Here is a 23,886-nt window from a genome sequence, read left to right as displayed (position 1 = left end):
GCTGTCTACAGTTTTTTTGAGGTTTTACGAACAATACTAGTCTTTTGAGAAGAGGTAGTTGGAAAATAAGAGAGTTAAGTTGGAAAAATTGCAAGTTTAGTTGGAAAAACGTCTATGGCAGTGTTTATCTGCGGAGAGTGAACTTGAGTACCACCTTATCTAATACAGTGGCAATTACAATTCCTACAATATATCGAAACAAATCCACAGCAAGAAAACCTTTGCCAAGGACTAAAGCCCCGAGGGTTGTCGCACGAATTTGATTGATCCAGTCTTCCTGATACAGTTGACTAAATTCGATACCAAAGCAAAACATTAAACTAAGGCAAGTTGCTGAAAGTGGGCTCTTACCCACAAGTAAAAAACGGAACCCGAAATAGACCATCATAGCCCACAGCATATCTCCTGCGTTCTGTGCTACAAATAATGGAAGCAGGAAGCTCCATTTTCTAGAAGCTAGGCCTAATAATACAGTTGTTACAACAGCTGTAATATAAGCTAACCTCCAATTTCTGTAATGCAAGTTAGATGTTTTATTTATAAAAGTCAATAGAATCACTCTTTGGCATAATTTTTTATTCACTAAATTTCATTATAAACTAATATTAGTTAAATTTAGGTGAAATAGAAAAAATATATTACATTAAATAAAATATTGTGAAAATTATTTCAGTCTGCTAAAATTGTCTATATTAAAACAGAAGGGGGTACCGTAATATGAAGAAAAGATCTTTGGAATCTTTGTCAAAAGGCATTGGGTACTCGACTGCTGTTTTTTTTGCTTTTGCTAATCATGGGAGAAGTCTGTCTAATTTTAGATTAAAACGACTGAAATCCTTTGATTAGATTTTTCTAATTAAAGAAATGGTATGAAATACCACAGGTCGTTTTCCTGTGGAGTGAAAGAATAAATTTCTCAAACCACAGGAGTTCCTGTGGTTTTTTATTTTGGAGGAGGAATAATAATGGAGAAAAAACAAGAGATATTTATTAGATTATTGAGAGTTTCAGATGCGGAGGAATTACTTCTGCTAGAGGTGGAGAATCGAGATTTTTTTCAACTTTATTCACCGTTAAAAGATGACCGTTTTTATAGTATCGAGGGGCAAGTGGAGCGTATTGAAAATAGTATTTCACGTTCTGAGCAAGACACTTTTTATTCTTTTGGTATTTTTATTACTGAAAATGAACAGCTAATTGGCAATGTTACATTATCAGAAATCGTAAGAGGTGATTTACAGAGTTGTTGGATTGGATACTATTTAGATAAAAGGCAAAATGGGAAAGGATATATGACAGAAGCTGTAAAACTTGCAGTTGACTATGGCTTTAAAGAACTAAAGTTACATCGTATTGAAGCGGGGGTTATGCCGCATAATAAAGCTTCTATTAAAGTGTTAGAAAAAGCAGGTTTTCATAAAGAAGGAATTGCAAAGGAGAATGTACGAATTAACGGGAAATGGGAAGATCATCAAACATTAGCTATTATAAATAAATAAGACTGTATGACTCTAGATGATTTTTGCAAAATTCTACGGTCTTTTTTTCAAGGTTCAACTCACTGAACAACACCTATTTGATTTGGTATAATATTCATAAAAATGAGTACATTCTGGAGTTGATTTTATGATTGAAGTAAGAAGACTGCAATTAGATAATACTAAACGTACGATTGTCATTTCAGACATCCATGCAAATTTAAAGCTTTTTCAAGAACTATTAAACAAATTGCAATATACAGAGGAAGATTATTTATTCATCAATGGTGATCTATGCGAAAAAGGAACAAATAGTTTAGAAGTAGTTGAATATGTTAGGAACTTGTCTGAACAATCTAGTCAAGTGTATATAACTAAAGGGAATTGTGATGTTGTACACCGATATGTTTTTTCTGGGTCTGAAGGAATCATTCCATATATGAATAAGCAAAAGAATTCTATTTTAAATGAAATGATTGCAGATCAAGATAAAACTATTCACGATTTCACCGATTTAAATGAACTATCTAATTTTTATCGCCATCATTTTCTTGAGGAAATACAATGGCTAGAAGCACGACCTATCGCTTATGAAACAGATGATTTTATTATTATACATGCAGGTCTTGAAAACATAGAAGATTGGCATCAAACAGAAGAAAAAGTTGCTTTATATACTCAATCATTTTATGAGCAAGAACACCAAGCTGATAAAACAGTCATTGTAGGACACTGGCCAGTCGTTAATTATCGAGCGAACCAAATAAGTTCACATAATCCGATAATTGACTTAGATAAAAAAATTATAGCGCTGGACGGCGGAAATCAAATCAAAAAAGACGGTCAACTTAATGCTCTAATTATCCAATATAATAAATATTCATATACATACGTTGATGAATTAACGAACGATCAGATTGTACAGAAAGCTCATACTGATACATCAAAAAGAAAAGGAACGGTCACATATCCAAATTACAATATGCGAGTTATAAAGCAAGAGGATTTCTTTACTCTTTGTGAAAATACTAATCTTGGAATAGAACAATGGATTAAAAATGAATATTTAATAGTTGATGAATTAACACGTTGTAAAACAGATCTAAGTACAACTTTTTTATCTGTTAAACAAGGCGAAAAAGTATCGATTGTTGATAATGAATGTGATGGATATACACTTGTTAAGAGAACAAATGGGGAAGTGGGTTGGATTCCAAAAGACAGTTTTACAAGTTAATGCTAAATGGGGTGTATAGAATGGATGTTCAATGGTCAAATGCATCACCTGATATACAAAGATTTGTATATGAGCTATTGGATAAAACAAAGGAAATTATAGGTGAAGAGTTAGAAGGCTTTTATATTCACGGATCTTTGGCAATGGGAGGGTTTAAGCGTAAAAGTAGCGATATCGATATTTTAGTTATTACTACAACTCCATTAACTATGGAGAGTAAAAAAATATTTGCAAAGCTCTTTTTAGAATATTCCAATCAGCCATTTCCTGTTGAGGTCAGCTTTTTGAATATAGAACAATTGAAATTTTGGAAGCATCCATCGCCTTTTGACTTCCATTATAGTGAACTATGGATAAAAAGGTATGAAGACGAATTATCGGTTGGTATAACTAGCTGCTTAAACTGGGAAGATATGACAGATCCTGACATTGCTGCACATCTTACTATTACATATCATAGAGGAATTTGCTTATTTGGAAAACCAATTAAAGTAGTATTTCCTTTAATACCTAAAGCACACTATATATCTTCAATTATTAGTGATTTTGAAGACTGTTTAGAAAATATTGAACGAGACCCAATATATTGTACATTAAACTTAATTAGAGTATTTTGGTTCTTGAAAGAAGGAATTATTTGTTCCAAACAAGAAGCTGCAATATGGGGATTGGCTAATCTACCAAAAAAGTTTAACTCCATAATTGAGCAAATTGTAAATGGTTTTGAAACCAACGAACACCAATATGCTTTTGAAAAGAAGGAATTATTAACAATGAGAGATTATATAAAACGGGAGGTGGAAGGATTGTTAAAATAGCTGGGCTTCGATTTTAATGTTTTTTCTCATAAATGTGTAGTTGAAGATATAGAGGAGAATATAATAACGAAGAATGTAAGGAAACAACTATTTGGTATAGTTGTTTTTCAGAATCTCTTATTAACTATCAGGATGGCATTAATCCACTTCAGAATGAAACTGTAGGCACTCAATTCCATTAGATTGAACTGCCCCGTAAATGTTAGACACAAAACTAACATTTACGGGGTGTTTTTATATGATATTTTATAAAAATGAAAAATTCCAGAACCGCTTAAACAAATTTGTACATAAGAATATCATCTATGTATTCATTGTCGCTTAACTTGAATTCTTTAATTTTTCGTCCTTCCTCAACAAAACCCATACTTTTGTATAAATTTATCGCTCTTTGATTTGTAGAGAAAACGCCTAAGCAAACCTTTTCTATAAGTGGATTTTGCTCTGCCCATGCTAACAACTCTTTTAACAATAGCTTACCTACTCCCATACTTCTATGTTCTTTTTTTATCATCATTGTGATAGAACCAGTATGCGATAATCTTATTAGTTTTTGAGTTGAGAACACTATCAATCCGACAACTTCACCATCTATTTCAGCTATTAACATTGTATCTCTTTCATTCTTTATTAAATTCTGAACCCATTCTATTTGTTCTTCAAGCGTTTTCTTGTACTCCTCTGAAACAGCAATAAAGAATTCTCCTTCATCCACAATTTCCCGTTGCAAAGCTAATATTGCTGTTGCATCCTCTACACAAACAGTACGAATGCTGAATTTATCTTTGTTTTTTACTGTCATTATTTCACCCCTCTATTATATTAATTCTACGCCTTATCAATATTTTCCTTTTTATGTTGATTCGATAATTATCAAATGGTATATTCTAAACATATAGAATGCAGAGGGGTGACAATATGGAAGTGTTAAATCTTACAAGTAGGAAGAGGGAAACGTATCAAATACAACTTACGTATTCGATTTTGTGGGAATGTGCATTGGGGATAGCGGCAATTACGAATACACCTATTATTAATACGTTAGAGAGACCAGTAGATTATTGGCAAGGTATTAAAAAATCGTTACCTATTGAACTATTAGAAGACTTAGATTATGTGGAACAGAATAACACTTGGAAAGCTTTACTACAGCTACTACATAAAAAAGATTTCTTAAATATATCGGAATTTACTTCTTATATTTATGAACTGGCAATTGCGGATCTAAAGTTTATATGTTTACCGTTTGTAGGAAATAAATATAATGAATTGAGAGAAAAAGCTTCATTAGGAGATGATTCTTCTATTACTAAAATGAAAGAAGTAACAAGCTCCAATCCATTTTTCCCACGCTATATTGAATTCATTTGCAATGCAAATGGAGAACAATTAAAAGAGCATCTTATACGTGTGATCACAGGTTGGTATGAAGAGGTTATAAAGAAAGACTTGGAGCACATTCAACTAATTTTGCAAACAGATTATGAAATGAAGAATAAGATGAAATCTAATATGTCTTCAGAGGAGTTTGTAGAATGGGCAACAGGGGGGATAGCATACTTACCAGAACCTAGTGTAAATAATGTATTGTTAATTCCTCAATACATTTATCGTCCTTGGAATATAGAAGCAGATATAGAAGGAACTAAAGTTTTTTATTATCCCATTGCAAATGAAAGTATAACGCCAAATGATCGATTTACACCAAATAACTTTTTAGTATTAAAGCATAAAGCATTAGGTGATGAGGTCCGCCTACGAATAGTTAAGATGCTTTTTGAGCAGGACCGTACATTGCAGGATATAACAGAGCAATTAAATATTGGCAAGTCTACTATTCATCATCATCTTAAAATATTGAGAGCTGCTAAATTAGTAGAGATTTCAGATGCAAAGTATTCCCTTAAAAGAAAAGCAGTTGAAATGTTATCGAAAGAATTGGATCTTTATTTTGATCAATGATGAGGTGGGGAGTATGAATAGAAGTTTATTTAAGAATCGGCCATTTCTGTTTGTTTGGGTTGGGAATGTTATCTCAGAGTTAGGGGGAGCTTTTGGTACTTTTTGCAACTCTATTCTAATTTATCAGCTGACCAATTCAACTATGGCATTGGGAAGTATGTGGTTATTATACTTTATACCATCCCTAATTCTACAATTGTTTATTGGCCCCTTTATCGACAGGTGGAGTAGAAAGTGGATCATGGTATTTTCTCAGTGGACAAGGGGGGTAATCTTTCTTATTCCACTTGTAACACTAGCAACTGGTAACCTAGAAGTTTGGCATATTTACGCAGTACAAATAATAGTGGGTTTAATTACACCAATATATACGCCAGCTAATCAAGCAATTACACCCACTATTGTTCATAAAGATCAATTAGCTCCTGCTAATGCTTACATAGACGGTACGGTAAGATTAATGACTTTCCTTGCACCTATTTCGGGTGGCGTTGTGATTGAGTATATAGGAGTTGTGCCTACGCTAATTTTTGTATGCGGAATACTTATGACTAGTGGTGCATTGTTAGTTTTCATTCAAGAAAAGAGAGACTCTCAAAATGTAAGGAAATCATGGTTGGAACAATTTATGGAAGGAATTTCTTATTTCTTTAAACAACGACTTATTGTTTGGCTTGGAATTTTTTTAGCTTTCGTTCAGTTTGGGGTAGGCGTGACGATGGTTGTTACTTTGCCATATGTAACAAAAGAATTATCTGGGTCTTATGCGGAATATGGTTATTTTATGGCCAGCTTTCCACTAGGGTATGTAATAGGGTCAATATTAATAGGGAAAATTAAATATAAGAGTCGTAGAGTATTAATGTTAGGTGCATTAGTAATTGGTGGTTTAACTTTTATTGCGTTAGGCTTTAACTACAGTATCATTTTTGCAATTATGACGGAGATAATTGCTGGAATAGCAATGGCTTTCTTCGGTGTCCATAATATAACGATTTTTCAACAATCCGTTCCAAATGAATTGATGGGTAAAGTGGCATCTGTTCGACTTTTTATTATTCGAGGGGCTATGCCATTAGGTGTACTTGTTGGAGGGATTTTAAGTGAACAGTGGGGAATACGTCCACTATACTTTTTGATTGGATCCATTATTTGTGCCGTGTCATTACTCGGAATATTTCTTCCATATTTCAAGTTTATGGATGATCCATCTAGCGGAGAAAATAATAGCCGGATATAAGATAGTACAATTCAAGTAATATTGTAAATATGTGAACTATGAGGTCGTTGCTTTAGGATACAAGTAAGTAAAACTCTTAAAGATTAATATAATATTTTGTTTTCTTTGTATAATGTAATGTACAATTCAACAATCAAAGTTTTTAGTTGAAATCTAATGGGGGCAGTCCAATACGTTAGAAAATCGTTGCAACGGCTCCCTTTCCCGAGCGCACTGAAAAAGTGTCATTCATATAAATTATCTATCAAATAGTCCTAAGAGAATTTAGCGCTTTGGCATTCGCTTTCCGCGGGCGAGCGACGAGCCTCCTCCTACGCTTCGCTTCGTGCGGGGTCTCGTCTGTCTCGCTTTCCCGCAGGAGTCTCATGCGTCGCGCTAAATTCTTTAAATGATATACAGCAAATAGTTCCTATAAAAATAATAATTTTGAGTTTTTCAGTGGCCTGCCTTTCCGCGGGCGTTGCCTCAGCCTCCTCGCTTCGCTACGGGGTCTTCGACTAACGCTATTCCTGCAGGAGTGTCGCCTTTTTCAACGATTTTCTAGAAATGAAAAAGTATTTACATACAGGATGACTAACATCTTTTTATCTGTCTACAAATATGTGTTATTAAAGTATGATTTTAGACAAATAGGAATGAAATTGAATGGCAATGTAATTTGTAAGTACAAGTGAGTAGAGAAGGTCAAAGCTTAGAGATTCAATTACAAGCGATTGAAAAGGATGCAAAGGAAATGAGATTTAACTGAGCATGTATTTGGAGAAAATATTGAGTAGTAAAGAATATTCGATAGATTTGAAAAGTGCGATGATGATAACGACAAGTTGATAAATAGTAGGAATAAAGCATATTGATAAAAGTGGTTCTATCTTTTCCGTTTTTGATTACACTTATTGTAAGAAAGAGTGAATGGAGGTGATGAGGATTTGGCGAAAAAATGGGGAATTAGGGCCCTTTTAGTATTTGGGGTGTATGCTTTAGTGATGTATGTATATATCTTCCATAGTAATAGTGGAGGTATTCCAGGTGCTTTGAAAGGGACTGTTGCAGATCCGTCCGTATTTATGTCCGAGCGTGAATTGTACCTTAGTGAGGAGTATTCAAAAATAAAGAATTTCCTCTTTTTTGTAGCAACACCGTTTGAATGGCTTGTCTATTTATTTATACTAATTACTGGGCTATCCCAAGCGTTTGAAAGATGGATTCCTTTGCGAAAAAAACGGGCATTCGTACAAAATGCAGTATACTTATTTTTACTTTCACTTCTTATGTTTATCGTGTTATTTCCTTTAGACTATTACAGATATTCCTTAAGTAAGAGCTATGGGATTAGTACCCAAATGTTCAATTCTTGGATGAGGGATAATGTCATTGATTTTTGGGTTAACTTCGGAACTACTGTAGTAATTGTGACCGTTCTTTATTGGCTGATTAATAAAAGTCCAAAGAAATGGTGGCTAAGTGCTTGGTTATTAATGATTCCTTTCTCCATTTTCCTCATGTTTATTCAACCAGTATTAATCGACCCATTGTATAATGATTTCTATCCATTAACAAATAAAGAATTAGAGACGAAAATTCTCACGTTAGCTGAGCAAGCAAATATACCAACAGAGCATGTGTATGAAGTGAATATGGCGGAAAAGACAAACGCTCTAAATGCCTATGTGACAGGGATTGGGAGTAATTCTAGGATCGTATTATGGGATACAACTTTAAACCGTTTATCAGAAAATGAAATTCTCTTCATTATGGCACATGAAATGGGGCATTACGTAGAGAAGCATATCTATTTCGGAATAGCTGGCTATATTATAACCTCTTTTTTGGGCCTTTGGATAATATCAAAACTAATGCCCCGGATCATCGCTCGCTTTGGACGTGGGTTGAAAATTGAACGAATGAATGCTATTCATTCGCTGCCATTACTTTTACTTATTTCTTCTTTTCTATTATTTGTTTCAAGTCCACTTTCAAATTATATTTCTAGATACCAGGAAACTAGAGCTGATGAGTATGCGCTAGAGTTAGTAGCTGACCCGGAAGCGGCTGTCAGTACTTTTCAAGAACTTACGAGGGTTGGATTAAATGAAGTGAATCCTCCACTACTTGTTAAATGGTTTCGATATGCCCATCCGACCATGTTAGAAAGAATAAATAATGTTGCCAAGTGAACTATGCACTATGGTAATATAAAAGACTTGTCCCAAAAAAGACAAGTCTCTTTAGTTTCTTATAATGAAAATTACCTTCTTCTCTTCTTACTTAGATCTTTTGCAGATGCTAGATTTTTTTCAACTATTTTTTCAAATTCTACATGGACATGAAATATATTTTCTTCAATCTGCTCCACTCTAGTAACTTTTCCTTTACGACCTTTAATTTTTAGGTCCTCATCAACAGAAGGAATATTTCTTAACGCTTGAGTTAATACGATCGACTTATTCTCATAAAAATGAACGGCAAACATATTTTTCTCCCCTTTATCCTAAAATTTTATTTCTTAAAGTTAGAATCATCTCATTTTATGATTTCCATAGAGATATAGAACTTTAGAAATAAATAATAAAGAATTAGGAGAGAGTATAATGTTCTGCAAAATAGTTAGTATTACATATTTCTTAAAATCCAGTAACTATCACTTGGACGATTTCTTGTGCAATCCCAATAATACAAGCAGCCCCAACCAATTGAAAAATACCAAAAGATCCTACAGTCCTTTTTTACTTTTTCACGCTGTTTTTATTCGAAGTGAATTAGAATCTACTTATTTTTTTCAATCACATCTATTATTTCTTTAATCGCCCTTGATGTTTGTACATGGTGTAACCACTTGGGGTTCGCCATAATTTTATTACTTGTATGGATTTCAACAATGTCCATATCATGAAGTGCTGTTTGAGGAGATTGTACTTCACCGTTTACTTTAGCAAAGGCCATTTTACTTGCTAGTGATGAATTTAAGGCGTAAGCAAAATCAATAATATTGGAGTTTTCCGGTAACTTAATCACATCCATTTTTGGAGTGAACACAGTTATTTCTTTTTGAAGTAGTTCAAATGAAACTAACTCACAAAATGCGATTGAACTTTGTGCGATTGATTTTACGGAATAGACGGATTCACCAAATAAGGACACACTTAGATTTTGTATATTGGATTCTTGTAATTTATCAAAGATTCCATTTTCATAGTAGTTCTGCGTTTTTTCATCTTGAATTATCACATGGTTGATCTGATCATCTATTCTAACCTTCGTTTTTAGATATTTTAAGAATGGATGTTTTTCTATTGCTATTTGATCAATAAATTGATGTGGTACTGGTTCGAACAATGAATGTATAACTCCAAGAGCAGTGTAGCAATTAGATGTTGTTTTGGTTGTAACGTGAATAGTAAGAAGGTCTAGGAAATGATGTCCTTCGCTTATTAGATTATACGATTTAAAGAGAGGAGGCTTCTGCCACTCTGTATGAATAATGATGGTATTTGAATCGCTTACCTGTAGTTTATGAACAAATTTATGATAAGTGTTGGAAAAGACTTGCGTATAATCTTCCATTATCTTTTTAAATCGTGCATATCGTTGTGGATTTAAGTAGTAGAATCCTAATTCTTCTAATTCTTCTTGCAGCTTATACAACCCTATTTTTTCGGCAAGTGGAGAGAAGAATAGGAGGGTTTCATTGGCATAAGGTATTTTCTTTTCGATTCTTTTTACTGCGAGGGTTCTCATATTGTGTAGGCGATCTGCTAATTTAATGACCGCTACACGGATGTCAATCATAGCGGTTGAGAGAAGTTTTTCTGTGTTAATGGCACTATATTCTTCCTTTTCAAATGTCCCCTTTTCGAACTTTGTTAAACCGTTAACAATAATAGCGACTTGTATACCAAAGTGAGTTTCAATTTCAGAAAGAGAAACATCTGTATCTTCAACGACATCATGAAGTAAGGCGCATACTAAAGAAGTCAAATCTGCTTCATACTCTAATAATATGAAACAAACTTCAAATGGATGGATAATGTATGGTTCACCCGTTGCTCTTGTTTGCCCTATATGTGTTTGCTCTGCAAATTCCATTGCCTGTTGTAATTGTATTGTTTCAGCCTCTGATAAGTAGTTGCACTTTTTCAACAGCACTTTTTTTACTTCATTAATCAACGATTTCACCCCGGTGAAAATAAAATTAAACAAATACTTAAAGCCATAAAAATATGTCGAGCTTCTGTTCGTTTATACATATTTCTCCCCCCATACACTCAAAAAACCACTTAACTTCCATATTAAGATATTTATACCATTTTTAATTCTATTTGAATAATCGAATAAATTAAATGAAACCCCCTTCATAGCTTGTTATTTTTTTTGGACCGCTTATAGTGGGGGAGACATTGTATTATGAAAGAAGCGTTTGGCTTATTCATATACCTAAGATTAACTTTATACTTTGGGGAATTGCAATGTTTTTGCTAATCGGTGGCTTTACCGTTCTTTGGCTTATGAATATTAAGAAGTTATCAATCATTCTCTCTATTTTGTGTACTTTTGCTTGTGCGGTTCTATTATATGGGGGATCATTTTCGTATGTAATATTATCGGAAGAAGCCATCGACTTGGGTAAAGCATTTTCTAAAGATAAGCAAAGTTATAATTGGGAAAACATTGAACGTATTCACTATTATGATGACTAGGAGAATGAAGATGTTATTCCATTTTACGTGTTTTATTTTCCAGATGGAGAGGAAATGCAACTTAAGAAAAATGGACTCTTAACGGAAGAAATTCGAATTGGAATTGATCATAAAATCCGAGGGTTTGACATTCCATTTGAGAGAATTCATGAATGGTGAGGAACCATATTGAGGGAAGCAAAATGCTATCCGGTCAGAACTATATATAACCCCTTGAAAAAGGGAATGTTAGACTGCCACATTCATAACGAATGTGTTTTTTTCTGCCTTTAAAAAGAATTAATGTATGAATCTACTAAAAATTCTTTTTTTTAAAAGAATTACTATGTTATGATAATTCCATCTTTATTTTCACACTGTAGGGGGATTTTTTATGAAAGGTTTTTCAAAATGGCTGCTCCAATTGGTAGTTGGATTCATTGGCATTTTGCTAATCAGTGGATTACCTATTTTGATCATGGGTTTTCAGCAAGGGGAATTTAGGTGGAAGGAATATGGAGAGCATTTAGTTATTTTATTTCCCCTATCCGATTTCCTTGATGCGAATTACGGTCCGCATATTGGACAGTATATCATTTATTCTTTAGAAATATTATTTCTCGCGCTTATTGTTGCGACTGGTTTGGCAATTCTTTTTACTATTTTAACAATGCTATGCAAAGAAAGGACAAGACAACGTATTAAAACAGTCTTTTTCTTTTTGGAATCGTTACCAGACATATTAATTATTTTGCTCGTACAGTTGACTGTTATTATGATTCATAAAAATACAGGCATTTTTGTATCAAAAATCGCAGTCACTGGTGGAGAGAAACTTTACTTTTTACCTGTTTTTTGTTTGATGATTTTACCAATGATTCAGCTGTATCGTCTAAGCATGCTAACTTTTGAAGCAGAGGAACGGAAGATGTACGTGGAGCTTGCAAAGTCTCTTGGGTTTAAGAAATTGATCATTTTACTAGTACATATTTTTCGAAATGCTATTATTAGTATATTTTTTCAATCGAAAAAGACAATGTGGTTTATGCTGTCGAATTTGTTCATCTTAGAGCTCATGTTCAATATGCCAGGAATTATGCTTCATTTAAGAGATAACATATCAGGGGAAGTGTTTTTGATTACAGTTTGTAGCTTTTTCTTACCTGTTTTCCTATTGTATAGTTTTGGCGAGTGGTACTTTGTTCGTCGGTTGAACAGAGGAGGTGCTTTCGAATGAAATCTGTTTGGAAACAACCGTATTTTGTCATAGGATTTGTTATACTTGCCTTCTTTTTAGTGGGGAGCTTTGTGTTTGAATGGGTGTTTGGTTCAGATCCGAAACAAACTTATTTTATCTATGAAAATGGTCGTGTTGTCCAGGCTGCTCCTCTTCCTCCAAGTTGGATGCATCCATTTGGAACCGATCAATTCGGATATGACATGCTAGCAAAAATTATGCTTGGTGCAAAATATACGATTATCGCCGCAATGGGAGTTGCAGCAGTTCGTATGTTTATTGCGGTGCCAATTGGATTTGCAATAGGTACGTATTGGCAAAAAAGACGTTTATTAATTAATAGTTTTATAGACCCTCTACATTATGTACCGATGACTATTTTTGCGTATCTTATGTTGTATCCAGTGTTATGGGAGCCTATGGAAGGCTTTTCCACTACTGTGTGGGAGCGCATAATTATTCAAGTAGTGTTAATGGCGATTATTACTGTCCCGATTGTCTCTTCTTTAATTGGCAATGAAGCCAATTTGCTTTACCATGAGGAATATATTTTAGCATCAAGAACACTTGGTGCTAGTCGTCTACGCATCATTACTCGACATCTATTTCCAATGATGCGGGAGAAATTATTTGTTTTATATGGTCAGCAAGTTGTCGAAACACTAGTTGTATTCACGCATTTAGGACTTCTTTATCTATTTATTGGTGGAACGGAAGTTAGCTATGATCCGATGTTTGGAGATCCACCAAAATCGATAGCTTATGAATGGGCAGGACTATTTGGTTCTTCGTTTCGTTATTTGCAAGGTGTTCCATGGCTTCCACTTGTCCCTGCAATCTGTTTTGCACTTGTCATTTTAGCGGTTGCAGCAATGATTGAAGGGTATACTAGAGCAGTAAGTGGTAAAGTGAAAATTCCAAAACGCAAGAAAGTTGCACTTGTGTCAGATGATACGATTAAATGGAATCAACAGCAGTTAAAAGAAAAACTGCAAGTCCTTCGTGAAAATGAAATACGTTAAAGCTTTATGTCTCAAGTTATGACTGAAATTATGGATATTAAAACAAATATTGACAAAGACAATTCATTAAACTACAATAATTTTTAATTATTAAATACGGAATAGACAGCGATGAAGAGAAGAGTAATTTTGATTAATTATTTCTAGAGAGCTCCAGTAGGTGGAAAGGAGCAATAATTATCTTAATGAAAAAAGACTTGGAGCTTCGCACGGATCTAAGATAGTATTCTTAGTGATAATGCGACGGGTTCTCCCGTTAAAGAGATAGGGTATAATCAGTTATTTTAATTGCCGTACCTGAAGAGATTGATATGGCAACATATCAATAAACTGGGGTGGTACCACGAAGTTAATAACTCTCGTCCTCAAGATTAATAATCTTGGGGGTGGGAGTTTTTTTGTTGTCTAAAAGTAATAAACTATTAAAAAGTCTGGAGTGAAAAAAATGGTTAATGAACAAACAACTCGAAGAATAGAAAAGTTAGATGCCATAAAATCTCAAGGAATTCAAGCGTATCCTGAAAGGTATTCTACAAATTATGAACTTGATGAAGCTGCATTACTTGAAGATGGTACTACTGGTATCCGCGTAGCGGGAAGAATAATAGGCATTAGGAAATTTAGTAAATTTAGTTTTATTACCATATCAAACATTCAAGGAAGCTTGCAACTTCTGTTGAACAGGGAAGAAGTTGGCGAAGTCCCTTTTAATCAATTTCATGATTTACTGGACATTGGAGATTTTATCGGTGTTGAAGGACAGATGTACACAACCAAAACTAAGGAGAAAACAATACGGATTGAGAGTTATGTGTTTCTTGGAAAAGCATTACGGTCTCTTCCTGAGAAATGGCATGGGTTAAGTAACATTGAAGTGCGATATAGACAGCGTTATTTAGATTTAATAATGACAAAAGATACTCAAAATCGTTTGTTAGCAAGAACAACAATGGTTCGTTCTATTAGGAGGTTTTTTGAAGATCAAAACTTCTTAGAAGTGGAAACTCCAGTTTTACAGCATACATCATCTGGTGCAATCGCTAAACCTTTTAAAACCTATCATAATTCATTGGATGCTCACCTAAATTTACGAATTGCACCAGAAACCTATTTGAAGAGATTAATTGTAGGTGGTTTTACAAAAGTATTTGAATTTGCAAAGTGTTTTAGAAATGAAGGCATCAGTCCTCAACATCTTCAAGAGTTTACCATGGTTGAAGGGTACGCTGCATATTGGAACTATGAGGATACTATGAAATTAATGCGCGAAATGGTTCTGTACGTTCTGGATAAAACGTTTAATACAACTTCAATTGTTATACAAGGTCAAACGATTGATTTTTCATTAAAATGGGACATTGTATCATTCAGAGATTTAATTTTAAAAGATACAGGGATTGATATAGATCTTTTTCCTGACTTTGAAGCTTTATATCAAGAAACTAAGAGAAAAAACATTGATTTAGAACATTCTGATATTGAATCTTTAGGTAGAGGTAATTTCATTGATCTTTTATATAAGAAAAAATGCCGACCTCAAATTATAAAACCGACTTTTTTAATACAACACCCAATTGACTTGTCCCCACTAGCTAGAGCCAATGATATTAACCATACCATTACAGATCGTTTCCAATTAGTAGTTAACGGAGCGGAAATCATAAATGCTTATTCAGAGTTAGTGGACCCACTTGAACAAAGAAAAAGATTAGAGGAACAAGCTTTCCTTAAGAGTAATGGAGATTTGGAAGCAATGGAGATGGATGAAGAATATCTAACTGCTATGGAATATGGAATGCCTCCAATATCAGGTTGGGGATTTGGAATCGAACGTTTGTTAATGGTTCTAACAGATAGTGATACTATTAAAGATTGTGTTTTTTTCCCATTGACGAAAAAACTTTAGGACTGATAAAAAATTTAGTAGTATGATATGATTAAAAAGTCTAAAGATTCATTCATGGAATTAATTGACAAGATTTGTTGAAGGAGGCGTTCATTATGACAAACAAAAGAAATAATATCGATAATAATTTTAAGGGGATAACGCCTAATTAATAAAGTTGTTAGCGTTTCCCTATAACGAAAAGGGGAAATCTTGTGAGTAATGTTAAACTTGTAGAATTAAATTTAGAAAACTGGTATGAATGCTGTAAATTAGAGGTATCATCAGAACAAGCAGAATACATTGAATCAAATGCTATTTCAATAGCTCAGTCAAAGTTCGAGCCTACACTAAAACCATATGCTATATATTTTGAAGAAAAAGTAGTCGGCTTTTTAATGTACAATTCTGTTCAAGAGGAACTTGATGGTCATTGGGTATATAGAATAATGGTGGACAAGGAATTCCAAGGCAAAGGTATAGGTAAAGCCGCAACTAATTTAATGATTTCAGAGATGGCTAAATTACCAAATGTGAAAAAAATTGTTGTAGGTTATCATCCAGAAAATTTGGGAGCACATAACTTATATTCAAGTTTAAGTTTTATTGATAATGGTGATAGGTTTGGTAACGAAATGGCAGTTATTAAACATTTAAATGAGTGATAAATTGTCGATAAAATTATATCAATAAGAAAGAGGACCATTTTTTGGTCCTCTTTCTTATTGTGCAAAAGTAGTACAGAAATGGCTGTCTGGTTGAAATGCAGGTATTTTCGGAAGGACGCCGAAATAGTAAACATAGGGGGAGGTACTTGAATTAAAGAACATTTTTATATGCATTTTTACCATCACTTTAATGTTGATATTAGTCTCTTGTGAAAAAAATAGTGGTCTTTCATTCAAAGGGGAAGGTAATAATTGGAGTGTTGAACTAATTACTAAACATGATCTTTGGGGAAATGAGATTCAGAGTTTAAAGATTACTTACAAAAGTGAAAACCTTGAACAACTAAGCGCACCTGATTTATTTGTAGAAAGTCCTGACTTCTTGGGGTGGGGTGTAGGAGAAATAGAAATAGATGAAAAAGGTATTTATTATAGTGGAGATGTGGCTGGATTGGATGTAAAACTCCATCCTCGTCTAAAATAATCCTAACGATAGAATGTGAAGAGTCTGAAACTATAACATTAAGTTCAAGGTCATAAAACTTAGTTTTTTCTTTTTCATAAGAAGAATGCAAAATTAAAGGAATATATAATAGAATGGATGTATTTATTTTCTGGGTTTTTGTCACTAATAAGTCCTTTTATAAGAAAGTCTTGTAAAAAGTAGGAGGGTGTTTAAATGGAAGAGTTGATTAAAGAGTATGGTCGCGGATACAGGATGCTAAGGGAAGCCATCGAAGGATTGTCTGAGGAAGAGCTTCGATACAAGCCCTCACCGGACAAATGGAGCATCCATCAGATTCTAATCCATGTAGCAGATTCAGAGATATTGTCGACACAACGGCTAAAAAAAGTTTTGTCTGAGGATGAGCCACTTCTAATGTCGTTTGACCAGGACGCTTGGGCGAATGGGTTGGGGTATGATCGGTTAGACCGAGAGCATCACTTGCTTCTATTCCAATTGTTGCGTGCTAGTATGCTTCCGATGCTGGAACAACTAACAAACGAACAAGGCGAGCGAGTGGGAGTGTATCCTGACGCCGAGCGTTTCACCTTTAAAGAATTGCTAGAATATCGCGTTGATCATGTCCGTGGACATCTCGCTCAGATCGAGCGGGTGAGGAATGCGTATAGGAAGAGCCATGAATAAACGATGAATAAATTTAGCCGATTCGTCAGTTCTAGTAATAGTGTTAAACCTCGATTAAGGAAAAAAGAGCCTAATTTCTCGGTTAAAACACTGAGAATTAGGCTTTATTTATTAAAACACGTGTGGAAAAAGTTTTGTATATAAGTGACTCAATCATCGAAGTTAATATAAGGGAGTTATTCAAGTAAAGAGAAGGAAAATCATAAAGGGGGAATACTGTGACGGCAGGTTAGTTGAACAAGGAAATATAATGTAGTTTAAATAAGAGTACAATCCGATGATTTAGGAGGAATTTTTTTACTATGTCGTATCCATATATACAATTTGGAAATACGCCTCTATGGTCAGTTATAAAAAAAGGAATGAAGGACTTTGTAGAAAATAAGGATATTCAAGAAAGTACACAAAGAGAATACATCGTTGGCTAACTTTGTAAGTTAGTAACAGAATTAGAAACGGATAATCACTAATGCTTATTGTACTAACGGGGCAGGTTAGTTGAAGAAGGAATTAAATGATTCTTTGTAGAAGTTAATGGATAAGGGGGAGAATAAGGTAATGGTTAAATTAATATTAATGAATTCATATGAGTATCAAGAATATATTACTTCAGCAATTGAAGGATATGCGAAAGAAAAAGTTTTGTCGGGAAATTGGAATGAGGAAGAGTCAATAAGTAAAGCAAAAGATGAATATACAAAGCTTCTGCCAAAAGGTGAGAAAACTAAAAATAATTTCTTATACACTATTCTAAAAGAGGACAAGGCAATTGGAGTTATATGGCTAGCACAAAAATCCGAAGAAGAAGGATTTATATATGATATTAATATATTAAAAGAATACCAAGGATTTGGGTATTCTAAGGAAGCAATGAAGCAAATAGAGAGTGTTGGGAAAAAACTTGGAATGATTAAAATAGGTCTTCATGTTTTTGGTCATAACAAGGTCGCAAGAGGATTATATGAGAAATTAGGTTATCAGACTACAAATGTTTTGATGGAAAAAGAAATTTAATCTTGCTTATATTGAATTAGTTGGGGTGTTACTTAATGGGTAACGCCCTTTTCTTCTTGAACTAAAGGGGCAGGATAATTGAATATCAATTACGTTGAGCCGTACCATATTGGTGGTTGGGGTCAGGGTTATAACAATTGCTTTTTCCTACAAATTGTTATTTTCACCGTTTGGAATCAGTACGGTTATTTCAGTTTCTCCACCGTTCTCTCTTGCGGCTTTTTTCGTCGTATCGAGTATGGGAACCTCTCAAAAGCAGTGGGCATAAGCTGATATTATATGTCGATTTGAGAGGATGTCTTGTACATGTTTCCTTATCTCCAAGAAATTCATCAATACCCCTATCCCGATTATAGGTTTATGCCCCGCGGTTATTATAACTCCCCTTATTCTGAAGGATGGTGGCTCTGGAGCAATGGTGCCCTCGAATCGGATGAAAGATACCGTTTACCCGCACAGCAACGCCTTACCTTCGTGCTTGTGCATGGCTCTTGGGCTGACGCTCACTTCTGGGACGGCATAGCGGCAGTGCTGCGCAGTCAAGGGCATGTCGTCTATACGCCGGAATACGCAGGTCACGGCAAAGATCCGAACAAAGATGTCACGCATGCGATGATTACGAAGTCCGTCGTTGATTTTATAACGAAGCTGAACCTACGCAACTTCGTTCTCGTCGGGCACAGCTTCGGCGGAACTGTCATCCAAAAGGTTGCAGAACAGGTACCGGATCGCATCAAGCGCCTCGTCTTCTGGGATGCGTTCGTACTGAAAGATGGCGAATCTGTTGCCGACGAGTTACCGCCCCAAACGAGACAAGGTTTCGAGCAACTCAGAGCCGGCTCGAAGGATGATACGATCATGCTTCCGTTTCCACTGTTTCGGGATATGTTCGTCAATACGGCCACATTGGAGGAAGCCAAACGAATGTATACAGGCGTCACTCCGGAACCGGCTAGACCGCTTTTCGAGAAGCTGGATCTTAAAGCGTTCTATGAGTTGCCTATACCAAAAAGTTATGTATATTTTTTCCAAGACAATGCATTGCCACAAGGAGAGGGTTACGGCTGGAATCCGCATATGTCCACACGGCTCGGTCAGTTCCGCCTTATCGTCGGCGACGGGGACCACTTTACGGATACTCGCACAAGGCCGGACATGGTGGCGCAGAAGTTTTACGAGGCGGGACGGGACTGACGTGCTGTAAGAGCATTTTATTGTGTGGCCAGAGCAAGATCGATCCGTAATCCGCCAAGATTCGTGAGTTGATCGAAAATGAAACAAGAGGTGTATAAAAAAGGCTACCTTTGCATGGTGCCCCTTTAAGTACTTCAATATAGAATTAACGGAAGTAGTAGGAACAAGTAGGCGGTGATTATACCCGTAATTAAGCTAACGGGGCAGTTTAGTTGAATAAGGGGCTATGTATGAACAGCCTTTAATTTAGTACCTAAAGAATATTTAGTCATAGAAAAACTACACCTCCAAATGTTAAATGTGTTCAAACAATTGGGGTGTAGTTAATGTTAACTTCTTTTTATTTCCCCAGTAGTGCCATTAATCCTTTAAATATTAGGAAAAGAGAGAAAATTACAATAGCTAAAATACCGATTAAGTTAGTTATTGGCTCTAATCCTGCTAAGAAAGTACCTGCTAAAGGAACTTTTAATAATGCAAAACCAGCAAGTATACAAGCTAACATTAAAAGAATAAATCGATCCATTCTGTTACGCCTCCTCTCAATACATTATATGAACAAGTGAAAGGTAAGTTGAACCAAAGCTACACCCTTGTTCAACTAAAGGGACAGATTACTTGAAGAGGAGGGCACTGAAAAACTCGAATTAGTATTTTTGTAGGAACAATTTGCTGTATTTATTTAAGAGAATTTAGCGCGACGCATGAGACTCCTGCGGGAAAGCGAGACAGACGAGACCCCGCACGAAGGAGGAGGCTCGTCGCTCGCCCGCGGAAAGCGAATGCCAAAGCGATAAATTCTCTTAACGACTATTTGATAGAAAATTTATTAGAATAATACTTTTTCAGTGGCCTTCTTGAAGAGTGGGAGGGGTAGCCAAGGAGTATTTCTTAAACTAACGGGGGTGATATAGTGGTATAAGGATGGATTTTTATATGACAATTACTTTTTTGTTATTTTTCAATACGAAGGCTATTTCTTACATATCGTAATTAAAACTAAAATAATCTATAAGTAAAAATAGAGTTGCACAAAAATTTTTGAACCAACTCTATTTCAATTCGAAATATATAATGTATTTTAATGCTTTGCATGACCAATCGCTTGATGCAACAGATTCATAATATGGTCATCATCGCTTGAATAATACAAAGTTGTCCCTTCACGTCGAAATTTTACTAAACGTAAATTTTTCAAAAAACGGAGCTGATGAGATACCGTGGACTGACCTAAATTAAGCGCCTCTGCAATATCATTCACAGAGTGCTCGTCGCAACAAAGTAAATTTAATATACGAATACGTGTTGGATCACTTAACGCTTTAAACGTCTGGGATACGACAAATAGTGTTTCTTCATCTAATTCATGTGTAATAGTTTGTACTTCTTCCGCCATACTTTTCAACACCTCCTGTAATAACAATCTTATTAGTTCACTATTTTACTATTGGTAGTCCTAATACACCAGTTAGTGATGGTGGTGTGCATGTGCAGCTGAGACATCTGCTTTTGCTGTACATAAAATAGAATTATCACATTTATGAGCTGCAGATTCCAACTGAATCGTCACATGCTGGATATTTTTATGCTCTAAATCATGTTCCATTTTACGTAGTAGCTTTTCGCCTTCCTCAATCGTCATTTGTTCCTCGACCACCACATGGCAAGAAAGTGCATTTAAACCACTTGTAATGGACCAAATGTGTAAATCATGAACGCCTAGGATTCCCTTTGTCTGTTCAATTGTTTTAACGATGTCGCTTACACTTACATTGGGAGGCGTGCCCTCCATCAATACATGCAGCGAAGCTTTCGTTACATAATAGCCACTGCGTAAAACTAGTGCTGCGACGATGACACTTGCTAATGGGTCAGCCCAACCCCAACCAAAGAACATAATCAGTAATGCTGCAATAATAGCGCCAACTGATCCTAGCATATCGCTAATCACATGGAGAAATGCCCCACGCATATTCAAATTTTCTTTCGTATCACTGCCACGCATCATTATCCAAGCCACAAGGATATTCACAGCTAATCCAATAATGCTAATAACAAGCATACCGTTTGTTGCCACTTCTGGCGGATTTGCAAAACATTCAATTGCTTCATAAAAAATAAAAAAAGCAATTAAAATAAGCGTCACACCGTTTAAGACAGCTGCTAAAATTTCAAAACGTTTATAGCCATAGGTTTTACTAGCATTTGCTGCTTTTTCACTAAATGTAAATGCTAATAGGGCAATCCCAAGGGATACGGCATCGCTTAGCATATGCCCTGCATCAGAAAGAAGAGCAAGACTGTTTGTAATATAACCCCCTACAGCTTCTACAAGCATATAGCTGGTAATGATAAAAAACGAAATCAGTAATACTTTTTTATTTTCACCATGTGCATGATTGTGACTATTGGCCATAAAAATCCCTCCTTCTAATTTGCATTTAACTCCTAAACTTAATATATGATTATATACTCATATATACATATTATATTCCTAATTATCTATTGTCAACAATTAAACAGGGACAATTTTTAAAGTTCATCATGTGAAATAACCTAATTTACTAATGGGGAAAATATCAAATTATATAATGAAAATCAAAAATCGTCTTTAGTAGAAATTAATCTCTTTAACATAGTCAAATAAAAAACTGGGGAGTATACCTAACCAGTTTTCCCTCGTCCAACAGCTTTACTAACCAAATCCTTAAAATAGAGGATAAACTTGTTGGTCTCTTTTAGCACAAATTGTATTCTTATATTCTTGTGAGAGTTTAATAGAGTGATCCATTTTATTCCTAAAAATCATTTCTTCATTCATCTTTCATGGTAAAATATACTAATAAATATAAAATATTAAATGAATGGAGAATGAATGCATGAAATCTATCAAAATGAGAGCAGGATTCTTAACCTGTTTAATGCTCCTAGGTTGCTCTAATGAAGAAGCTTTCGCTGAGTCAACATTGACATCTAAATGTTCATCATATGGTGAAATTAAGCCAAACCAAAATCCCTCTTTTCAGCATATGAACTGCTTACTTACGAATGCGGCTTTAGCGGCAAAAATCCCTCCCGAAGTTGTAAAAGCTGTGGCTTCAAGAGAAAATGGTGGTTGGAAACAATTTGATGAGAATGGCCAGCCTGTAATCTCAAAAGATAAAGGGATCGGTCTAATGCAAATTACCAATAAACCAGGCTATGATCAAGAGAAATTGAAATACGATATCAACTACAATATTCAGGCAGGCGTCGAAATTCTTAGCAGTATGTATCAACGTACCGATCTGCCTAAAATAAAAGAGACAGGACCAGAAGTGATCGAAAATTGGTACTTTCCCGTCATGGCTTATAACGGTACAAAGCCTGTTAACAGTCCTCTTTATCAGTCCAGTGGATTGAAGAATACAGAGGCCTATCAAGAAAAAGTCTTTACGTTTATTGAAAAAGACAGTTACATAAACAATACGAAACTAGGGCAGTTTCCTTTCAATATAGGTGACTTTGAATATGACACTAACAGCAGTGGAAATATTGTATTCAGAAAGATGGAATATACTTTAACGGATCAGATGCATACTTCTGCATATCAATTTCAAGTAGGAGATAAAGTATTGATAACAGAGGACGCTGTAAAATTAAGGTCACAACCTAGTACTTCTTCAGCTGCAAAATCCTTAGCTAAAAATACTACCTTAATTATCGATGGAAATTTCTTATATGATCAATCTTCGACAAGTATAAACCAATTTGTATGGTACCCAGTTAAAACTGAGGATAAAAAGTTAGCAGGTTTTATTTCCTCTGCTTACATTACGAAAAAGTTAGATGTACCTCCTGTAAAAGTTATGTGGGGAAAAACGGAACTAAAATTAGGGCAAATCGGTAAAGTTACGATTCTATCTAATACAAACTTGGTCAAAATGGAGAGCAACGGTTCATTGACTACGGTCCGTACTTTGAAAAAAGGCGAAGAATACCGAGTTTATAACTATAACAGTAATCATGGAGGTTTATATGGAGTTGGTGGTGGAAATTACGTTCAGAAGTCCACAAAAGTAAAATACGAAACACCATCTAAAAGCAAGTTAGCATTACTTGCACAATAACCAGTAATTACGATTTATTTTTAATTTGCATATAAGAATTCTTACCAATAAGTTCTTCAACTAACGAGGGCTTGTGCGGCCGAGCCTAGGTCGTATCATATAGCGGGTGGGATTCCCGTCGAGAAAGAACTAGCCATTCACTCGTAGCGAGTCTTGGAGGGCTAATGGTAACATTAGCCTTTAAGCGTAGACAGTTAGG

24 protein-coding genes and 1 other annotated feature are annotated in these 23,886 nt (G+C 35.0%); of the genes, 17 read left to right on the top strand and 7 right to left on the bottom strand.

All coding sequences use genetic code 11. The features are described 5' to 3' along the window. Nucleotides 1–124 precede the first annotated feature (124 nt). The gene (locus FG384_RS13970; RefSeq protein WP_420849966.1) at nt 125–541 is read right to left on the bottom strand and encodes a ribosomal maturation YjgA family protein; all 417 of its coding nucleotides are present in this window, start codon (nt 539–541) and stop codon (nt 125–127) included. Between the two features lie 424 nt (nt 542–965). On the opposite strand from FG384_RS13970, the gene FG384_RS13965 reads away from it, so the two are divergent. The 3 genes from FG384_RS13965 to FG384_RS13955 all read left to right on the top strand — a co-directional run bounded on the left by FG384_RS13965 (nt 966) and on the right by FG384_RS13955 (nt 3,533). Continuing rightward, a complete protein-coding gene (locus FG384_RS13965; RefSeq protein WP_142643225.1) occupies nt 966–1,499 on the top strand; it encodes a GNAT family N-acetyltransferase in 534 nt (177 codons plus the stop codon). Between the two features lie 127 nt (nt 1,500–1,626). Further along, nucleotides 1,627–2,715, top strand: coding sequence for a metallophosphoesterase (locus tag FG384_RS13960; RefSeq protein WP_142643224.1), 1,089 nt, complete (start codon nt 1,627–1,629; stop codon nt 2,713–2,715). Between the two features lie 20 nt (nt 2,716–2,735). Next, on the top strand, nt 2,736–3,533 hold the full coding sequence (locus FG384_RS13955; RefSeq protein ID WP_142643223.1) for an aminoglycoside adenylyltransferase domain-containing protein: 798 nt from the start codon (nt 2,736–2,738) through the stop codon (nt 3,531–3,533). Between the two features lie 274 nt (nt 3,534–3,807). Here FG384_RS13955 and FG384_RS13950 read toward each other — a convergent pair whose 3' ends face one another. Beyond that, entirely contained in the window at nt 3,808–4,335 is a 528-nt protein-coding gene (locus tag FG384_RS13950) for a GNAT family N-acetyltransferase (RefSeq protein WP_142643222.1), read from the bottom strand. A 116-nt stretch (nt 4,336–4,451) separates the two neighbouring features. On the opposite strand from FG384_RS13950, the gene FG384_RS13945 reads away from it, so the two are divergent. The 3 genes from FG384_RS13945 (at nt 4,452) to FG384_RS13935 (ending at nt 8,909) form a co-directional block, all read left to right on the top strand. Further along, complete coding sequence (locus FG384_RS13945) at nt 4,452–5,495, top strand: ArsR/SmtB family transcription factor (RefSeq protein WP_142643221.1); 1,044 nt, start codon at nt 4,452–4,454, stop codon at nt 5,493–5,495. 13 nt (nt 5,496–5,508) lie between these two features. Then, nucleotides 5,509–6,735 carry an MFS transporter gene (locus tag FG384_RS13940; RefSeq protein WP_142643220.1) on the top strand — a complete coding sequence of 409 codons (1,227 nt, stop codon included), beginning with the start codon at nt 5,509–5,511 and terminating at the stop codon, nt 6,733–6,735. A 926-nt stretch (nt 6,736–7,661) separates the two neighbouring features. After that, a complete protein-coding gene (locus tag FG384_RS13935) occupies nt 7,662–8,909 on the top strand; it encodes a M48 family metallopeptidase (RefSeq protein WP_142643219.1) in 1,248 nt (415 codons plus the stop codon). A 71-nt stretch (nt 8,910–8,980) separates the two neighbouring features. Here FG384_RS13935 and FG384_RS13930 read toward each other — a convergent pair whose 3' ends face one another. Beyond that, on the bottom strand, nt 8,981–9,205 hold the full coding sequence (locus tag FG384_RS13930) for a hypothetical protein (RefSeq protein ID WP_142643218.1): 225 nt from the start codon (nt 9,203–9,205) through the stop codon (nt 8,981–8,983). Between the two features lie 293 nt (nt 9,206–9,498). Continuing rightward, on the bottom strand, nt 9,499–10,899 hold the full coding sequence (locus FG384_RS13925) for an HD domain-containing protein (RefSeq protein ID WP_142643217.1): 1,401 nt from the start codon (nt 10,897–10,899) through the stop codon (nt 9,499–9,501). Nucleotides 10,900–11,129: 230 nt separating this feature from the next. Between FG384_RS13925 and FG384_RS13920 the strand changes: the two genes are divergently transcribed. The 10 genes from FG384_RS13920 to FG384_RS13880 all read left to right on the top strand — a co-directional run bounded on the left by FG384_RS13920 (nt 11,130) and on the right by FG384_RS13880 (nt 19,578). Beyond that, nucleotides 11,130–11,429 (top strand): hypothetical protein, encoded by a 300-nt coding sequence (locus FG384_RS13920; protein ID WP_142643216.1) that lies wholly within the window; start codon nt 11,130–11,132, stop codon nt 11,427–11,429. Nucleotides 11,430–11,802: 373 nt separating this feature from the next. After that, nucleotides 11,803–12,645: an ABC transporter permease subunit gene (locus FG384_RS13915; RefSeq protein WP_142643215.1), complete on the top strand. Its 843-nt coding sequence runs from the start codon at nt 11,803–11,805 to the stop codon at nt 12,643–12,645. Beyond that, a complete protein-coding gene (locus FG384_RS13910) occupies nt 12,642–13,667 on the top strand; it encodes an ABC transporter permease (protein ID WP_142643214.1) in 1,026 nt (341 codons plus the stop codon). The genes FG384_RS13915 and FG384_RS13910 overlap by 4 nt, the downstream gene beginning before the upstream one ends. Nucleotides 13,668–13,769: 102 nt before the next feature. Continuing rightward, nucleotides 13,770–14,037: a binding site (T-box leader), on the top strand. Between the two features lie 75 nt (nt 14,038–14,112). After that, nucleotides 14,113–15,573, top strand: a complete 1,461-nt coding sequence (gene lysS, locus FG384_RS13905) for a lysine--tRNA ligase (protein ID WP_142643213.1) — start codon at nt 14,113–14,115, stop codon at nt 15,571–15,573. A 194-nt stretch (nt 15,574–15,767) separates the two neighbouring features. Further along, a complete protein-coding gene (locus FG384_RS13900) occupies nt 15,768–16,217 on the top strand; it encodes a GNAT family N-acetyltransferase (RefSeq protein WP_142643212.1) in 450 nt (149 codons plus the stop codon). A gap of 193 nt (nt 16,218–16,410) precedes the next feature. Next, nucleotides 16,411–16,704: a hypothetical protein gene (locus tag FG384_RS13895; RefSeq protein WP_142643211.1), complete on the top strand. Its 294-nt coding sequence runs from the start codon at nt 16,411–16,413 to the stop codon at nt 16,702–16,704. A gap of 195 nt (nt 16,705–16,899) precedes the next feature. Next, nucleotides 16,900–17,370, top strand: coding sequence for a DinB family protein (locus tag FG384_RS13890; RefSeq protein ID WP_142643210.1), 471 nt, complete (start codon nt 16,900–16,902; stop codon nt 17,368–17,370). A 302-nt stretch (nt 17,371–17,672) separates the two neighbouring features. Then, nucleotides 17,673–17,798, top strand: a complete 126-nt coding sequence (locus FG384_RS20335) for a hypothetical protein (protein WP_276612769.1) — start codon at nt 17,673–17,675, stop codon at nt 17,796–17,798. A gap of 130 nt (nt 17,799–17,928) precedes the next feature. Further along, nucleotides 17,929–18,384, top strand: coding sequence for a GNAT family N-acetyltransferase (locus FG384_RS13885; RefSeq protein ID WP_142643209.1), 456 nt, complete (start codon nt 17,929–17,931; stop codon nt 18,382–18,384). Nucleotides 18,385–18,690: 306 nt separating this feature from the next. Continuing rightward, nucleotides 18,691–19,578, top strand: a complete 888-nt coding sequence (locus FG384_RS13880; protein ID WP_142643208.1) for an alpha/beta fold hydrolase — start codon at nt 18,691–18,693, stop codon at nt 19,576–19,578. A gap of 340 nt (nt 19,579–19,918) precedes the next feature. Here FG384_RS13880 and FG384_RS13875 read toward each other — a convergent pair whose 3' ends face one another. The 3 genes from FG384_RS13875 to FG384_RS13865 all read right to left on the bottom strand — a co-directional run bounded on the left by FG384_RS13875 (nt 19,919) and on the right by FG384_RS13865 (nt 21,994). Then, nucleotides 19,919–20,104: a hypothetical protein gene (locus FG384_RS13875; RefSeq protein ID WP_142643207.1), complete on the bottom strand. Its 186-nt coding sequence runs from the start codon at nt 20,102–20,104 to the stop codon at nt 19,919–19,921. Between the two features lie 555 nt (nt 20,105–20,659). Continuing rightward, nucleotides 20,660–20,974 (bottom strand): ArsR/SmtB family transcription factor, encoded by a 315-nt coding sequence (locus FG384_RS13870; RefSeq protein ID WP_142643206.1) that lies wholly within the window; start codon nt 20,972–20,974, stop codon nt 20,660–20,662. Nucleotides 20,975–21,046: 72 nt separating this feature from the next. After that, nucleotides 21,047–21,994, bottom strand: a complete 948-nt coding sequence (locus tag FG384_RS13865) for a cation diffusion facilitator family transporter (RefSeq protein ID WP_142643205.1) — start codon at nt 21,992–21,994, stop codon at nt 21,047–21,049. 463 nt (nt 21,995–22,457) lie between these two features. On the opposite strand from FG384_RS13865, the gene FG384_RS13860 reads away from it, so the two are divergent. Continuing rightward, nucleotides 22,458–23,687, top strand: coding sequence for a transglycosylase SLT domain-containing protein (locus FG384_RS13860; RefSeq protein WP_142643204.1), 1,230 nt, complete (start codon nt 22,458–22,460; stop codon nt 23,685–23,687). The last annotated feature ends 199 nt before the right edge of the window (nt 23,688–23,886 follow it).

It is taken from the genome of Psychrobacillus vulpis, assembly GCF_006861825.1.
Taxonomy (GTDB): Bacteria; Bacillota; Bacilli; order Bacillales_A; family Planococcaceae; genus Psychrobacillus; species Psychrobacillus vulpis.
This window is presented reverse-complemented; position numbering and strand designations above follow the sequence as displayed.

What these genes read in the sequence shown, in the direction of transcription:
- FG384_RS13915 (WP_142643215.1), top strand. Translation starts at nt 11,803, where the DNA reads ATGAAAGGTTTTTCAAAATGGCTGCTCCAATTGGTAGTTGGATTCATT.
- FG384_RS13860 (WP_142643204.1), top strand. Translation starts at nt 22,458, where the DNA reads ATGAAATCTATCAAAATGAGAGCAGGATTCTTAACCTGTTTAATGCTC.
- FG384_RS13865 (WP_142643205.1), bottom strand. Translation starts at nt 21,994, where the DNA reads ATGGCCAATAGTCACAATCATGCACATGGTGAAAATAAAAAAGTATTA.
- FG384_RS13875 (WP_142643207.1), bottom strand. Translation starts at nt 20,104, where the DNA reads ATGGATCGATTTATTCTTTTAATGTTAGCTTGTATACTTGCTGGTTTT.
- FG384_RS13910 (WP_142643214.1), top strand. Translation starts at nt 12,642, where the DNA reads ATGAAATCTGTTTGGAAACAACCGTATTTTGTCATAGGATTTGTTATA.
- lysS (WP_142643213.1), top strand. Translation starts at nt 14,113, where the DNA reads ATGGTTAATGAACAAACAACTCGAAGAATAGAAAAGTTAGATGCCATA.
- FG384_RS13960 (WP_142643224.1), top strand. Translation starts at nt 1,627, where the DNA reads ATGATTGAAGTAAGAAGACTGCAATTAGATAATACTAAACGTACGATT.
- FG384_RS13965 (WP_142643225.1), top strand. Translation starts at nt 966, where the DNA reads ATGGAGAAAAAACAAGAGATATTTATTAGATTATTGAGAGTTTCAGAT.
- FG384_RS13885 (WP_142643209.1), top strand. Translation starts at nt 17,929, where the DNA reads ATGGTTAAATTAATATTAATGAATTCATATGAGTATCAAGAATATATT.
- FG384_RS13940 (WP_142643220.1), top strand. Translation starts at nt 5,509, where the DNA reads ATGAATAGAAGTTTATTTAAGAATCGGCCATTTCTGTTTGTTTGGGTT.
- FG384_RS13880 (WP_142643208.1), top strand. Translation starts at nt 18,691, where the DNA reads ATGTTTCCTTATCTCCAAGAAATTCATCAATACCCCTATCCCGATTAT.
- FG384_RS13950 (WP_142643222.1), bottom strand. Translation starts at nt 4,335, where the DNA reads ATGACAGTAAAAAACAAAGATAAATTCAGCATTCGTACTGTTTGTGTA.
- FG384_RS13895 (WP_142643211.1), top strand. Translation starts at nt 16,411, where the DNA reads ATGTTGATATTAGTCTCTTGTGAAAAAAATAGTGGTCTTTCATTCAAA.
- FG384_RS20335 (WP_276612769.1), top strand. Translation starts at nt 17,673, where the DNA reads ATGTCGTATCCATATATACAATTTGGAAATACGCCTCTATGGTCAGTT.
- FG384_RS13955 (WP_142643223.1), top strand. Translation starts at nt 2,736, where the DNA reads ATGGATGTTCAATGGTCAAATGCATCACCTGATATACAAAGATTTGTA.
- FG384_RS13930 (WP_142643218.1), bottom strand. Translation starts at nt 9,205, where the DNA reads ATGTTTGCCGTTCATTTTTATGAGAATAAGTCGATCGTATTAACTCAA.
- FG384_RS13945 (WP_142643221.1), top strand. Translation starts at nt 4,452, where the DNA reads ATGGAAGTGTTAAATCTTACAAGTAGGAAGAGGGAAACGTATCAAATA.
- FG384_RS13870 (WP_142643206.1), bottom strand. Translation starts at nt 20,974, where the DNA reads ATGGCGGAAGAAGTACAAACTATTACACATGAATTAGATGAAGAAACA.
- FG384_RS13890 (WP_142643210.1), top strand. Translation starts at nt 16,900, where the DNA reads ATGGAAGAGTTGATTAAAGAGTATGGTCGCGGATACAGGATGCTAAGG.